Raw genomic sequence first — 13,975 nt, forward strand, 5'->3', positions numbered from 1 at the left:
GGTGACACCGCGCCCCGACAAGCTTGAGGAGATCGAATGGTAGAGCGAATCGTCATCGACGTCTGGGTCCCCGATCTCACTTTCCCGGGGTGGATGGACCGGTGGCACGCATTCGGCCGCGAATTCGAGAAGAGCCACCCCGAATACCGGATCAACATCGAGGGCCAGGACTTCTGGACTTTCCCCGGCAAGGTCTCCGAAGCAGCCGCACAGGGCCGTGTCCCGGCCCTCGCGGAGTACTACTTCTACGTCGGCGAGGCGGCGCGGGACGCCCGGGCCCTGGACGGCAGCCCGCTGTTCACCTCCGTGGAGCGGGCCGTCGCGGGCCGGACCGAGATACTCGGCGAGCCGGTGGTGCTCGACGACATCATCGCCCCGCTGCGCGAGTACTACACCAACGACGGCGAGCTCACCTCCATGCCCTCCGTGGGCACCACGAGCCTGATCTACGCCAACGTGGGCCTGCTGCGCCGCGCGGGCATCACCGAACTCCCGGAGACCTGGGACGAGGTGACCGCCGCCTGCGAGAAGGTCGCCGCCCTCCAGGACGGCCCCGCGCACGCCATCACCTGGTCCAACCACGGCACCTTCTTCCAGCAGGCCCTGGCCTGCCAGGGCGGGCTGCTGGTGGACAAGGACAACGGACGCGCCGGCCGGGCCGCCACGGTCGACCTGCACTCCCCGCAGATGCTCGCCTGGGCCGAGTGGTGGCGCGGGCTGCACCGCGACGGCCACTACCTGTGGACCGGGAAGATCCCGGACTGGGCCGGCACCCTGCGCGCCTTCGCCGAGGGCGAGGCCGCCTTCCGCATCTCCTCGTCGAACGACGTGAACTACATGGTCCAGGCCGCCAAGGACAACGGCTTCGAGATCGAGATGGGCATCTTCCCGTACAACGACAAGGTCCCCTACGGCGGCAACGCGGTCGCGGGCACCTCGATCTGGCTGGCCAACAACCTGGACAAGGCCACCGAGGACGGCGCCCTCGCCTTCCTCCAGTGGCTCCACAACCCCCGCAACACCGCCGACCGGCACAAGGCCAACAGCTTCATCCCGGTCACGTACGCGGCGCAGGCCCTGCTCGAGGAGGAGGGCTGGTTCGAGGAGTACCCGCACCACCGCGTCGCCTACGACCACATCACGAACTACCCGCCGAAGGTCGTCGAGGCCCACCCGGAGCTGGCCGGGGCCGTGCCCCCCACCCGCGGTGCCCTCTTCGGCGACTTCGCGGGCAACCAGGACGTCATGACCCGCGCCATGGGCGACGTCCTGAACGGGGCCGACCCGGCCGAGCGCTTCGCGCAGGCCACCGTCGAGGCCCAGCAACTGCTCGATGCCTACGAAGCGGACTGCGCGGCAGGCAAGGGCCCCACCAACCCGGAGGCCCTCCGGGTGGAGCTGTTCGCCGAGGCCATGGCGGGCCGCGACTACAGCGCAGCCGACCTCGAAAACGTCGTCCGGCTCAACCGATAGAACCGAAAGGAGCAGACGTGTCCACTGAGGAAGCACCGGCGAAGGCCGGCCGGAAGGCGTGGATCGGGCTCGTAGCGCTGCTGCTGCCCACCTTCGTTGTGGCCATCGACCTGTTCGTCCTGATGCTCGCCCTGCCCGACCTGGCGTCGGAGCTCGGCGCCGACAGCAACCAGCAGCTGTGGACCATGGACATCTACGGATTCCTGCTCGCGGGATTCCTGGTGACCATGGGCACCCTCGGCGACCGCATCGGCCGCCGCAAGCTGCTCCTGATCGGCGCCGCGGCCTTCACCCTCGCCTCGGTGCTGTGCGCCTACTCGACCACCCCCGAGATGCTGATCGGCGCCCGCGCCCTGCTCGGCATCGCCGGCGCGACGCTCGGCCCGTCCACCCTGGCGCTGATCACCACCCTCTTCCAGGACCCCAAGGACATGGCCAAGGCCTTCGGCCTGTGGGGCGCCACCTTCACCATGGGTGCGGTCTTCGGCCCCGTCATCGGCGGCGCGATGCTGGGCACCTGGTGGTGGGGCTCGGTGTTCCTGCTCGGCGTCCCGCTCATGCTGGCGGCGCTGGTGCTCGGCCCGAAGTACCTGCCCGAGTACAAGAACGGCCAGCCGGGCCGGCTGGACCCGGCGAGCGTCGTCCTGACGCTGGCCACCATGCTGCCGGTCGTCTACGGCATCAAGGAGCTGGCCCGTCACGGCTGGGAGGTCGTCCCGATCCTCGCCATCGTCCTCGGCGTGGCCAGCGGCTTCGGTTTCGTCAGCCGCCAGAAGAAGCTCGACGACCCGCTGCTGGACGTCAGCCTCTTCGCCAACAAGACCATCGGCACCACCCTCTTCGGGCAGCTGTCCTACAGCGCCCAGGGCGGCGCCGTCATGCTCTTCATGATGCTGTACTTCCAGCTCGTGCAGGGCATGTCCACCCTCCAGGCGGGTCTGGCCATGGTCCCCGGCATGATCGGCGGCGCCCTCGGCTTCACGGTGGCGCCCAAGCTCGCCGCCAAGTACCGCCCGGCGTACGTGATCGCCGCCGGACTCGCGGTCTCGGCCCTGGTCCTCGCCTCCTACACGCAGTTCGAGGCCGGCACCGGCAGCGCCCTGCTGATCCTCGGCTTCGCCGTGATCGCCTTCGCCGCCGCGCCGATGCCGGGCCTCGGCACCAACCTGGTGGTCATGTCCGCGCCGCCGGAGAAGGCGGGCTCCGCCGGCTCCCTGGCCCAGATGGCCAACGAGTTCGGCTCCACGCTGGGCATCGCGGTGCTCGGCACCCTGGGCACGGCCATCTACCGCGGCCAGATCGAGGGCAACATCCCGGCGAACGTCCCGGCCGACGCGGCCGAGACCGCCAAGGACAGCCTCGCCGGCGCCACCGTCGCCGCCGAGCAGCTGCCCGCGGACGTCGGCTCCGCGCTGCTGGCCCCCGCCCAGGAGGCCTTCACCAGCGGCGTGCACGTGATGGCCGCCTTCTGCTCCGCCCTGCTGGCCGTCGTGGCCGTCCTGGTCGCCGTACGGCTCAAGCACGTCCCGCCGATCGGCGCCCCCGCCGCTCCCGAGCCGGAGGGCGAGCAGCCGGCCGCGCAGGCGGCCGGGGCCGAGCAGTCGGCGCCGTCCGAGCAGGCCCCGCAGGGGGCGGCCTCGGTCCGCTGACCCGGGCCCGCCGGCCCACCGGGCCGGCGGCACCCCGAACGACCCGTGCACCCACGACGTGGAACTTCCCGTCGTGGGTGCACGTCATTGTGGGCGCGCGTGCCGGGGCTCAGCGCGCCGGCGGGTGCGGGGGAGCCGGTAGGGGGGCCTGCGCCGCCGCCGGTGCGCCCCGCTGGGCCGGGATGAAGGGCCGGGCGGGGGCGGGGGCCCGGGCGGGCCCGGGGGCCGCTGCGGGAGCCCGAGCGGCCTCGGGGGCGGGGGCGGGAGCCCGGGCGGGCACGGGGGCGGCTGCGGGAGCCTGAGCGGCTGCGGCTGCGGGCGCCTGGGTCCGCTGCCGGCGCCGGGCAGCCGACCGGGACGCCGAGCCGAAGCGCAGCATCACCGGCGTCTCCACGTACCGGAACAGCAGCCAGGCCGGGAGCAGGGTCAGTGCCAGCAGCACCGCGACCAGCCCGAGTGCCGGCAGGGTGGCCAGCTGCCGGTCCCCGGTGAGCCACTGGTGCCCGTAGTCGAGCACCAGGTAGTGGCAGACGTAGAAGGCGAAGGACAGCTCGCCCAGCCGGACCGCGGGCCGGGCCGCGAGCCAGGTGTGCCGGCCCCGGACGTCCAGCCCGGCGCCCGCGGCGATGACCAGCCCCAGCGGCAGCAGCATCACGGCCGTCAGGTGGAAGGCCGCGGGCAGCAGCGGCGCCGCCAGGTACGCGCCCAGGGCCAGCGCCAGGGCCCCGCCCAGCCCCAGCCGCGGCCCGCGGCCCGCCAGCACGGCCCGGGCCAGCAGCATCCCGAGCAGGAAGTCCAGGATCCGCAGCGGCGGGAACATGGTCAGGAACCACAGCTCGTTGACGGTCACGGAGGGCGCCGGGATCCGCGGCGCGGCCGGCAGCCACAGCACCGCGCCCAGGGCCGCCAGGAAGGCGGCGGCGGTCACCGCGCCCGCCCAGGCCCACAGCCGCTCCGGGCGGACCCGGTCCACGAGCCGTTTGAGGAACGGGAACGCCAGGTAGAGCAGCAGCTCACAGGAGAGCGACCAGGCGACCAGGTTCACCACGAAGGCGTCCACGGAGCCCGTCCAGGTCTGCAGGAGCAGCAGGTTGAGGACGAAGTCCAGCGGGTCCACGTCCTGGTGCGAGACCAGGGTGACCACCGCCAGGCCCGCGAGCAGCACCACCACGTGGTTCGGGAAGATCTTGAACAGCCGCCGGCGCCACACCACGGCCGTGGTGTCCCCCGGCCGGGCCGCCCAGGTCAGCACGAAGCCGCTGAGGACGAAGAAGAACGAGACCGACGCGAAGCCGGTCCTCCCGAAGACCGCCGCGTAGACGGACGAGTCCCGGTCGGAAGCGAACACATCGGTCGTCGGGACGACATGGGTGAGGAAGACCAGCAATGCGGCGATGGATCGCATTCCGGTCAATGTGTTCAGCTGTACGGGCTTACCGGGAACTTTTCGCACCCTGTGCCTGATCCCCATGGGGGACTCCTTGGTTGAGGACGGTGTGCGGACGATCCGTCCAGCATTCCCAGGGGTTTTACGGGGGTTCATCTCCCGGGCTGCGCAGTGGGAGCACGCCCGCCGCACCTCGATGTAAGACCCGTCGCGCAATCCGGAAGATGCACCAACTCCCGTCGCAGCACCATGCTTTCAGCCACGGAGGGCTCGACTCCCGAGACCACGCCGCAGCAGGAGGAATCATCCGTGACGCAGAATCTGGAGCGGCCCGGCGCTCCGGCTGCCCTTCGTCCGCAGCAGCGGAACGAGGACGAGCAGTCCCCGGCGAACAGACCCGCACGCCCGCGCCGCCGCAGCCGGAGCCTCTGGTTCGGGCCGATGGCGATCGTCGCCGTCGCGTTCCTGATCTACCAGCTGCCCCCGTACCTCGCGATGGACTCCTCGCAGTCGAGGATCCCGCTCAAGTTCCCCCTGCACTACGCGATCCTCGTCGGGCACGTGCTCTTCGGATCGCTCTCCCTGGTGACGATGTGCCTGCAGATGTGGCCCTGGCTGCGCCGCACGCACCCGGTCTTCCACCGCTGGAGCGGCCGCGTCTACCTGTGGGCCGGGGCCCTGCCCTCCGCGGCCCTCGCGCTGATCATGTTCCCGGTGGCCTTCAAGGCAGGCAGCATCGGCGTCCTGATGTCGGCCTCCCTCTGGTCGTACTTCGGGGTCATGGGCTGGGTGCGGGCCCGCCAGCGCCGCTGGCGTGAGCACCGCAAGTACATGCTGTACAGCTTCGCCGTCATGTGGGGCCAGGTCATCTGGGGCTTCGCGCTCGGCATGTCCTGGATCTGGTTCTCCCCCTGGGTCGCCGAGGTCGACTTCAACTACATAGCCGAGACCGCCCGCTGGGTCGGCTGGGTGTCCAACCTCCTCGTGGTCCAGTGGTGGCTGGACAAGACCGCCAAGAGGCCGCTCGACATGTGACGCGCGGAAGCGGGCACGGGAACACGAAGAAGCGGCCGGCCCCGGGAACCCCCGGGGCCGGCCGCTCCTCCGCTGCTCAGGGCCGGAACTCGGCCGAGGCGTTCGGCGTGATGTCCCCGCGGAACAGCCCCTCGGGGTCCACCCGCTTGCGGACCAGGTCCAGCGTCACCAGGTGCTGGGCGCTCAGGTGCCCCTGCGGCTGGGTGTGGTTCTCCACGAAGGTCGGCGTGGTCCGGCCGGTGTCCCAGGGGGTCAGGGCGGTGCGGATCGCCCGGCAGTGCGCCTCGATCGCCTCCTCCGTACCCGCCTCCCCGTCCGTCAGCCCCGCCGCCATGTACGCGTACCGCGCGTCGAGGTGCGACAGCGCGCCCCCGCCCACGGCAGGCACCGCCAGCGCCCCGCCCAGCTGCCGCAGCTCGGCCGCCACCAGCGGGGAGCCCGAACCCTCCCCGACCAGGGACAGCAGCAGCTCCGCGGCCCGGTCGTCCACCTCGCGCAGCAGCAGGTGGTCGCCGAGCACCGCCACCGGTTCCGTCGGGTCCATGTGGGTCTCCAGCACGTCCGCCGGAACACCCGTGTGCCAGGTGTCGAACACCGGGTCGGCCACCTCGCGCAGCGGCCCGAGCAGGTCCTCGGCCAGCTGCTCGGCCACCGTCGGATCGTCCCCGTCGGTACCGAGCACCGTGCCCGCCACGCACAGCACCGCCCCCGCCGTCAGCTCCGGCGGGATCTCCGGCAGCGGCGGCAGGTTCATCACGCGCAGCGAGGTCGACACCTCCTGCGGCGCCTGCTCGCACCACTTCAGCCACCGGGAGAGCACCTCCGCGTGGTGCTCGGCCGTCCAGAAGGCCGCGCCCGTCACCACCACGGAGGCCGGGAACAGCTCGACCTCCACCGCGGTCACCACGCCGAAGCCGCCGCCGCCGCCCCGCACCGCCCAGAACAGGTCCGGGTCGTGCAGGGCGTCCACGCGCCGCAGCTCCCCGTCGGAGGCGACCAGTTCGACCGCCCGGACGCTGTTGACCGCCAGGCCGGTGCTGCGCCCGTACATGCTGATGCCGCCGCGCAGCAGGTAGCCCACGGCGCCCACCGTCGGGGAGGACCCGTGCGCCGCCGCCAGCCCGTGCACCGCGGCCGCCTCGGCCACCTCGCTCCACGGGGTCCCCGCCGGGATCCGCGCCGTCCGGGTCTGCGGGTCCACGGTGACCCCGCCCTCCAGCCGGGTGCGGACCAGCACGGAGTCCGCCATCGGGCGGGCGGTCGGCGCCGCGTGCCCCGTCGCGTGGACCCGTACCGACAGGCCGTTCTCGCGCGCGTACGCGATGGCGCTGCGCACGTCCTCGACCGTGCGCGCGGTCAGCGCCGCCGCCGGCGCCACCGGGGCCGCCAGGTTGAAGACCCGCACCGCTTCCTCGTACGCCGGGTCCCCGGCCGTGGCGGGGACCGCGCCCCGCTCTGCGCTCGTCGTCATGCTGTGCCCTTCCGGGGAGTTCGGGGGTGTTCGGGGTGTTCGGATGCCTCCGCGAGCATCGGGCGCCCGTACGCGCGTACGCATCTCCCGGAGTGCGCAGTGCGATCGCGCACCGCAATCCACGAGATGCGGCCGCCGGAACCGCCCCGTGAAGCTGGGCCCAGCGTGTGTCAGCTCCCGGCAAACCCCGCCTCCTGAAAGGGCCGCCCGCATGACTGTTCAGACCGCCCACCCCTCCGTGGCCGAACTCCTGGACCGCTTCCGCGAGGCGCCCGCGGACGGGCTGGAGGAGGCCTTCTCCGCCCTGGCCGCCGCCCTGTGGGGGCCGGACGGCGCCACCGCGGCCGCCCTCCCCGCGGTCCCGCGGCTCGTGGCCCTGCTGGACGGGGCGGACCAGGACCGCAAGGGGTACGCCGCCGTCCTGCTCGGCCTCCTCGTCGAGACCGAGTACCCCGGCGAGCCCGGCCCGCTGACCGCCGCCGCCCGCGAGGGCCTGGACGTCTACCTCGCCCACCTGGCCGGCACCACCGCCCGCCAGCCCCTCCAGCCCGCCCTGCTCTACCTCGTCTCCCACTTCCCCGAGGACCGCGAGCGCATCCTCGCCACGGCCGCCGGGCTCTCCCTCGACGAGCACGACACCTCGCGCCTGGAGCGCGCCGTGCGCGCACTCGACCTCAAGAGCCCCGACGTGGGCCGCGTCTGGCCCTCCCCCGCGGTGTGGAAGCTCGACGAGGAGGAGAAGGAGTTCGACCAGGAGGCCATCAACTCCCTCACCCCCGAGCAGGCCCAGTACAACTGGGAGAACGACACCCGCACCATCTGGGCCTACTCCGGGATGCGCGCCTACTGGGCGGTCCGCCACGGCGTCCCCGCCGAGGTCGCCTACCCCATGCCCGCCGACGCCGGGGACCTGACCTCCCCGCCCGCCCTGTCCCCGGCCGCCTTCGAGCGGCACGCCGACGCCCTGCGCTGCGCCTCCTGCGCCGGCCGCCTGGCCTTCCAGGACGACAGCGCCCGCTGCGGCGCCTGCGGCACCAACTACCCCCTCTCCGGCGGCCTGCTGAACCTGACCGCCGGGCAGAGCGACGAGGCCTGGCGCGAGAGCGCCGCCGAGAAGACCGACGACGCCACCAACAACCTCCTCTCCAAGCTCGCCGCCATGAAGACCATGGGCCTCTACTACGAGGCCGTGCTGCGCCCCGCCTACCTGCGGATCGCCGGCATGAACTGGGGGCTCGACGTCACTCCGTCCGACGAGGACGAGTACCTGATCGAGCACACCGCCCCCGTCGACGGCCCCTTCCTCGACCTGTGCGCGGGCGCCGGCCGCTGGACCGCCGTACTCGTCGACATCCTCGGCTCCGACCGGCTGATCGCCCTCGACATGGGCCTGCCCATGCTCAACGCGCTGCGCAACCTGCTGCCCGAGACCCCCGCCGTGGTCGCCAGCGCCCTGGAGCTGCCCTTCGAGGACGCCTCCCTCGGCGGGGTCAACATGTGGAACGCCCTCCAGGCCTTCCCCGAGCAGGCCGACACCGCCATCGCCGAGGTCGGCCGGGTGCTCAAGCCGGGCGGCACCTTCACGATGATGGCCTTCCGCTGGGCGGACGACCCGGTGGACCGCTACTTCCAGGCCTCGCACTACTTCCCGAGCCGCCCGGCCGGCATGCTCCTCTTCGACCTGGACGAGGTCCGCGGCTGGCTGGCCGACGCCGGCCTCGAGGTCCGCCACGAGAGCGGCAAGGGCACCTTCTTCGAGTTCACCTGCGTACGGGCCGCCTGACCGGCACGCGGAGACGGGAGGGGGGTGGGCCGGGATCCCGGCCCACCCCCCTCCCGTGTGCGGCTGCCCCTGCCCGGGCCGCCGCTGTCCCGACGGCCGGTCAGGCTGCTGCCAGGTGGGCCGCCAGGCGGTTGAAGAAGCTGGACCAGCCCTCGCGGAGTTCGTCGTGGCGCTCCGGGGGGAGGGAGGTCTCCTGGGTGAAGACCAGTTCGGTGCCGCCGTCCTTGTCGGTGAGGGTGATCGTGGTCAGCTCCTCGGGGTTGGTCTCGTCGTTGAGGTCGAGGAGGCCGAAGACCACCCGCTCGTTCTTCACCAGCTCGTGGAAGACGCCCGCGAAGGGCACGCTGCTGCCGTCCTCGTCGGAGACGATCCGGGCCCGGAAGCCGCCGCCGACGACGGCGTCCATCTCCACGGACTCCGCCGGGGTGTGGTAGCCCTCGGGGCCCCACCAGCGCTGGAACAGCTCGCCGTCCGTCCACGACTCGTACACCGCCTCGCGCGGGGCGTCGAGCTGCCGGGTGAGGGAGACGGTGGGGGGCCCGGGGGTGCCGGGGCCGTTCTGCTCGGTCATGGGTCTTTCCCTTCTGCGTCTGCGGGGTGGTACGGCGTCCTAGGCGGCGGTGGCGTCCTGGGCGGCGGCGGGTGCGGCCGCCGGGCCCACGGTCACCGGTACGCCGTTGAAGACGGCGTTGCCGGACAGGGCGTCGGTGACGGAGTTGTCGGTGAGGGCGTTGGCGTTGTAGCCGGCGTAGCGCGAGGCGACCCGCTGCGGGGAGCCGGTGTGGCCCCAGCCGTGCGGCAGGCTCACCACCCCCGGCATGATCTCCTCGGTGCGCTCCACGGGCACGACGAGCTCCCCGGCGGCGGACCGCACCAGGGCCCAGGCGCCCAGCCCGCGCGCCTCGGCGGTCTCGGGGTGGACGTGCAGGGTGCAGGTGTTGCTGCCGCCGACCAGGGACTCGATGTTGTGCAGCCAGCTGTTGTTGGAGCGCAGCTGGCGGCGGCCGATCAGGATGGTCTCGGCGGCGGGCTCGGCCAGCCGCCGGGCCAGCCGGGCCACCTCGGGGTCCAGGTCCGGGTGGGCCAGGCGCAGCCGGCCCGACTCGTGGGCGACCACCTCGGGCAGCCGGGGCTTCAGGGGGCCCAGGTCGAGCCCGTTGGGGTGCTTGCGCAGCTCCGCGAGGGACAGCCCGTACGGGCCGAGCTTGAGCATCACGTCGAGGACCAGCTCGGGGCCGCTGTCCCCGTCGAGGGAGGCGCGGGCGGCGGGCAGGTCCATGCCGTGGAAGGGGGTGCCGGGTATCTGGGTGCCGATGCCCAGGAGCTGTTCGAGGACCATCTCGTCCAGGCCCGCGGGATCGGCCGCGGCGCCCGCGCCGGCCGCGATCAGGGCGAGCTTCGCCATGATCTCGGACTCGGAGAGCTGCCCGGGCTCCAGGGGCAGGGCGGGCGGGGAGAACCGGGTGTAGTTGCGGACCGTGACGGTCAGCAGCAGCAGGTCGTAGTGCGGCATCTGGAGCATCCGCGGCGGCGGCAGGATGACGTGGGCGTGCCTCGTGGTCTCGTTCAGGTACGGGTCCACGGCCACCATGAAGTCCAGCCCGGCCAGGGCCCGCGCGAGCCGGGGGCCGCTGGGGGCGGAGACGGCCAGGTTCCCGGCCACCGTCACCAGGGCCCGCACCTGCCCCTCGCCGGGGGTCTCGATCTCGTCCACGAGGGTGGCCACGGGGAACTCGCCCAGGGCCTCGGGCAGCCCCCGCACCCTGCTGTGCCAGCGGCCCATCTCGAAGGGCTTGGGGCCCCACGGGACCTCCATGGTGGCCGGCTTGGGGAACATCACCCCGCCGGGCCGGTCCACATTGCCGGTGAGCACGTTGACGGCCTCGACGAGGAACTGCGTCAGGGTGCTGAAGTCCGCCGTCGAGGTGCCCATCCGGGTGTAGACGGCGGCGCTGGGGGCCGCGGCCAGGTCCCGGGCCAGGGCGGTGATCCGCTCCGGGTCCACCCCGCACACCGGGCCCACGGCCGCGGGGGTGAACGGGGCCGCGTACGCCTCCAGTTCGGCCAGCCCGTCCGCCTCCACGCGCAGCTGCGCCAGCCCCTCCGCGAACAGGGTGTGGACCAGGGCGAACAGGAACAGGGCGTCGGTGCCGGGCCGGATGAACAGGTGCTCATCCGCGACGGCCGCCGTCCGGGTGCGCCGCGGGTCCACCACGACCAGGCGGCCGCCGCGCCGGCGCAGGGCGCGCAGCCGGCCGGGGAAGTCGGGGGCGGCGCACAGCGAGCCGTTCGACTCCATCGGGTTGGCGCCCAGCACCAGCAGGAAGTCCGTGCGGTCCACGTCGGGGACGGAGATGGCGGTGCCGCTGCCGTACATCAGGCCGCCGGCCACGTGCTTGGGGATCTGGTCGATGGTGCTGGCGCTGTAGATGTTGGTGGTGCCCAGGGACTGGGCCAGCGGCATCCGGTAGAAGATCCCGCCCATGGTGTGGAAGGTCGGGTTGCCGAAGTACGCGGCCAGGGCCTGGCGCCCGTACTTCTCCACCGTGCCCATCAGGCCCCGCTCCACCTCCTGGAAGGCCTCGTCCCAGCTCACCTCCCGCCAGGTGTCGCCGGTGCGGACCATCGGCTTCGAGAGCCGGTCGGGGTCCTCGTCGATCCGTCCGAGGCTGGCGCCCTTGGGGCAGATGTAGCCCTTGGACAGCGGGTCGCTCTCGTCGCCGCGGACGGACTGGACCCGGCCGTCGTCGCCGAGGTCGATCCGCAGGCCGCAGACGGAGTCGCAGATGGGGCAGGTGCGGTGCACGGTGCGCAACGGGACTCCCGGGGGTCGTGAGGGAGCCGACCGGATGTCACCGGCCGACCCGGCCTAGGCTGGACGACCGTCGCATTGCGCCCTTCTCGTACGCATCTTCGGGATTGCGCAGTGGCCCGCGGACTGCGGGATCCGTGCAGGTCGCAGGGGTACACGGCACCGCAATCCGGGAGATGCGCGGATCCCGGCGCCCTCCTGATCCTGGCCGCATGACTGACTTCGACGGCAAGACCGTTCTGATCACCGGCGGCGGCAGCGGCATCGGCTTCGCCACCGCCCGGCGCCTCCTCGACGAGGGCGCCAACGTGGTCCTCGTGGGCCGCAGCGCCGACCGGCTGGCCGAGGCGGCGAAGGAGCTCGACGCGGGCGACCGGGTCCTGACGGTGGCCGCCGACGTGGCCAGCCCCGCCGCCCTCGACGGGGTGGTCGAGGAGGTGCGCGCCCGCTTCGGCACCCTGCACGGCGTGTTCGCCAACGCCGGCATCGGCCTGAACGCCCGTACCGCCGACGTCACCGAGGAGGCCTTCGACGAGGTCGTCGCCACCAACTTCAAGGGCACGTTCTTCACCGTGCAGAAGGCCCTCGGCCTGCTCGAGGACGGCGGCTCCGTGGTCCTCAACGCCTCCTGGCTGGTGCACCGCGGCATGGGCGCCGGATCGGTCTACGCGGCCACCAAGGCGGCCGTCCTGAACCTCCCGCGCACCCTGGCCCCCGACCTCGCCGAGCGCGGCATCCGCGTGAACGCCGTCACCCCCGGCCACATCCGCACCGAGATGTTCGACATGGTCGCCCCGATCGAGCCGGTGCGCGAGTACTTCCGCGGCCAGGTCGCCCTCGGCCGCTTCGGCGCCCCCGGCGACATCGCCGACGCCGTGGCCTTCCTGCTCTCCTCCCGGTCGGCCTACATCACCGGTCAGGAGATCGTCGTCGACGGCGGGCTGTCGGGCTCCGTCCCCAGCTGACCGGTTCCGCCAGCCCGGGAGACGTCACGGGCCCGCACCGCAATTCAGGAGATGCAGCGCCGTGCGGGCCGCTGTGAACCTGCCACAACGGCAGAGCGCCGTAAGGCCCCGTCGAGAAAAAGGAACCGCGTGGCAATGACAGTGACCGCGAATACCACCGGACAGGGAATTCCCCTGCCGCCCGAGCCCGGAATCACCCCCGAGGTGATCGTCGAGCGCGCCAGAGCGCTGGGCTACGGGCTTCTCGACCGCCAGGCCGAGACCGAGGAGCGGACCTTCTACGCCCCCGACACCCACGAGGCCTTCGCGGCGGCGGGGCTGTACCGGATCCTGGTGCCCCGGCGCTACGGCGGCTACGAGTTCGGGCTCGACACCTTCTTCAAGGTGGTCGTGGCCCTGACCCGCGGCTGCCCCTCCACGGGCTGGATGTACTGCCTCGGCGCCGCCCACGCGCACGCCGTGGCCACCCTCTTCGACGAGCGCACCCAGGCCGAGGTCTTCGCCGGCGGGGACTTCCTCGCCCCGGCGACGGTCGCGCCCACCGGGACCGCGACCCCCGCCCCCGACGGCGGCTGGATCGTCGACGGCACCTGGAACTACTGTTCCGGAGCCCCGTACTCCACGCACTTCGTCGCCCACGCGCTGGTCTTCCCCGAGGACGGCGAGCCGCACCCGGTGATGTTCATCGTGCCGCGCTCCGACTACGAGGTGCTGGACGACTGGGGCCAACTGCTCGGCCTCAAGGGCAGCGGATCGCACAGCATCCGGGTGGCCAAGGCCCACGTGCCCGCCCACCGCGTGCTGCCGATGCACATGAGCCAGGCCACCGTCACCGACGGCACCCCCGGGCTCGCCCTGCACGCCAACACCCTCTACGGCGGCGGCCCGCTCAGCGTCATGGTGCTGGAGGACGCGGCCCTCGCCCTCGGCATGGCCCAGGCCGGGCTCGACGCCTACGAGGAGCTGATGCGCTCCCGCCAGACGATCTTCCCGCCGATCCTGCCCCGTACCGAGGACACCGACTTCCAGTACTGGTACGGGGAGGCCGCGGGCCTGATCGGCGCGGCGGAGAACGCCTTCTTCGGCGCCATCCGCCAGTGGCACGAGTACGCCGAGCGGGGCTCGGCCTACTTCACCCCGGAGCGCGAGCTGCGCATCGTACTGGCCTGCCGCGAGGTGGTCCGGATGTGCTGGCGCGCCGTGGAGAGCCACCTCTACCCGACCGCCGGATCCAGCGCCATCAAGCGCGGCGAACGCATGGAGCGCCTCTGGCGGGACTTCTCCATGCAGCACTCACACGCGGGCATCGCGGTATTTCTTTCCGCCCATGCGAACCGCGAGTACTCAAAGGCCCATTTCGGCGTCGAGAACTGACATGTCGATTTCAGCATCACCTAAAT

10 protein-coding genes are annotated in these 13,975 nt (G+C 72.5%); 6 read left to right on the forward strand and 4 right to left on the reverse strand.

Features of this window, described 5'->3' with window-relative positions:
* The first annotated feature begins 36 nt into the window (after positions 1–36).
* Both ACZ7JZ_RS30800 and ACZ7JZ_RS30805 read left to right on the forward strand, forming a co-directional pair.
* A complete protein-coding gene (locus ACZ7JZ_RS30800; protein WP_470945117.1) occupies positions 37–1,473 on the forward strand; it encodes an extracellular solute-binding protein in 1,437 nt (478 codons plus the stop codon).
* A gap of 17 nt (positions 1,474–1,490) precedes the next feature.
* The gene (locus tag ACZ7JZ_RS30805) at positions 1,491–3,122 is read left to right on the forward strand and encodes an MFS transporter (RefSeq protein WP_470945120.1); all 1,632 of its coding nucleotides are present in this window, start codon (positions 1,491–1,493) and stop codon (positions 3,120–3,122) included.
* 109 nt (positions 3,123–3,231) lie between these two features.
* Here the strand turns inward: ACZ7JZ_RS30805 and ACZ7JZ_RS30810 are convergent, their stop codons facing one another.
* Positions 3,232–4,527: an acyltransferase family protein gene (locus ACZ7JZ_RS30810; protein WP_470945123.1), complete on the reverse strand. Its 1,296-nt coding sequence runs from the start codon at positions 4,525–4,527 to the stop codon at positions 3,232–3,234.
* Between the two features lie 291 nt (positions 4,528–4,818).
* On the opposite strand from ACZ7JZ_RS30810, the gene ACZ7JZ_RS30815 reads away from it, so the two are divergent.
* The gene (locus tag ACZ7JZ_RS30815) at positions 4,819–5,544 is read left to right on the forward strand and encodes a DUF2306 domain-containing protein (protein ID WP_470945124.1); all 726 of its coding nucleotides are present in this window, start codon (positions 4,819–4,821) and stop codon (positions 5,542–5,544) included.
* Positions 5,545–5,620: 76 nt separating this feature from the next.
* On the opposite strand, the gene ACZ7JZ_RS30820 is transcribed toward ACZ7JZ_RS30815, so the two are convergent.
* The gene (locus ACZ7JZ_RS30820; RefSeq protein WP_470945125.1) at positions 5,621–7,015 is read right to left on the reverse strand and encodes an FAD-binding protein; all 1,395 of its coding nucleotides are present in this window, start codon (positions 7,013–7,015) and stop codon (positions 5,621–5,623) included.
* A gap of 211 nt (positions 7,016–7,226) precedes the next feature.
* Here ACZ7JZ_RS30820 and ACZ7JZ_RS30825 point away from each other — a divergent pair, with 211 nt between their 5' ends.
* A complete protein-coding gene (locus tag ACZ7JZ_RS30825; protein WP_470945128.1) occupies positions 7,227–8,798 on the forward strand; it encodes a class I SAM-dependent methyltransferase in 1,572 nt (523 codons plus the stop codon).
* Between the two features lie 100 nt (positions 8,799–8,898).
* Here ACZ7JZ_RS30825 and ACZ7JZ_RS30830 read toward each other — a convergent pair whose 3' ends face one another.
* Together ACZ7JZ_RS30830 and ACZ7JZ_RS30835 are read right to left on the reverse strand one after the other, a co-directional pair.
* The gene (locus ACZ7JZ_RS30830; protein ID WP_470945131.1) at positions 8,899–9,369 is read right to left on the reverse strand and encodes an SRPBCC family protein; all 471 of its coding nucleotides are present in this window, start codon (positions 9,367–9,369) and stop codon (positions 8,899–8,901) included.
* 39 nt (positions 9,370–9,408) lie between these two features.
* Complete coding sequence (locus ACZ7JZ_RS30835) at positions 9,409–11,613, reverse strand: molybdopterin-dependent oxidoreductase (protein WP_470945133.1); 2,205 nt, start codon at positions 11,611–11,613, stop codon at positions 9,409–9,411.
* Between the two features lie 209 nt (positions 11,614–11,822).
* Between ACZ7JZ_RS30835 and ACZ7JZ_RS30840 the strand changes: the two genes are divergently transcribed.
* Both ACZ7JZ_RS30840 and ACZ7JZ_RS30845 read left to right on the forward strand, forming a co-directional pair.
* Entirely contained in the window at positions 11,823–12,575 is a 753-nt protein-coding gene (locus ACZ7JZ_RS30840) for an SDR family NAD(P)-dependent oxidoreductase (protein WP_470945136.1), read from the forward strand.
* 135 nt (positions 12,576–12,710) lie between these two features.
* Positions 12,711–13,949: an acyl-CoA dehydrogenase family protein gene (locus ACZ7JZ_RS30845; protein ID WP_470945138.1), complete on the forward strand. Its 1,239-nt coding sequence runs from the start codon at positions 12,711–12,713 to the stop codon at positions 13,947–13,949.
* Positions 13,950–13,975 lie beyond the last annotated feature (26 nt).

The organism is Streptomyces sp. NPDC038213, assembly GCF_055600495.1.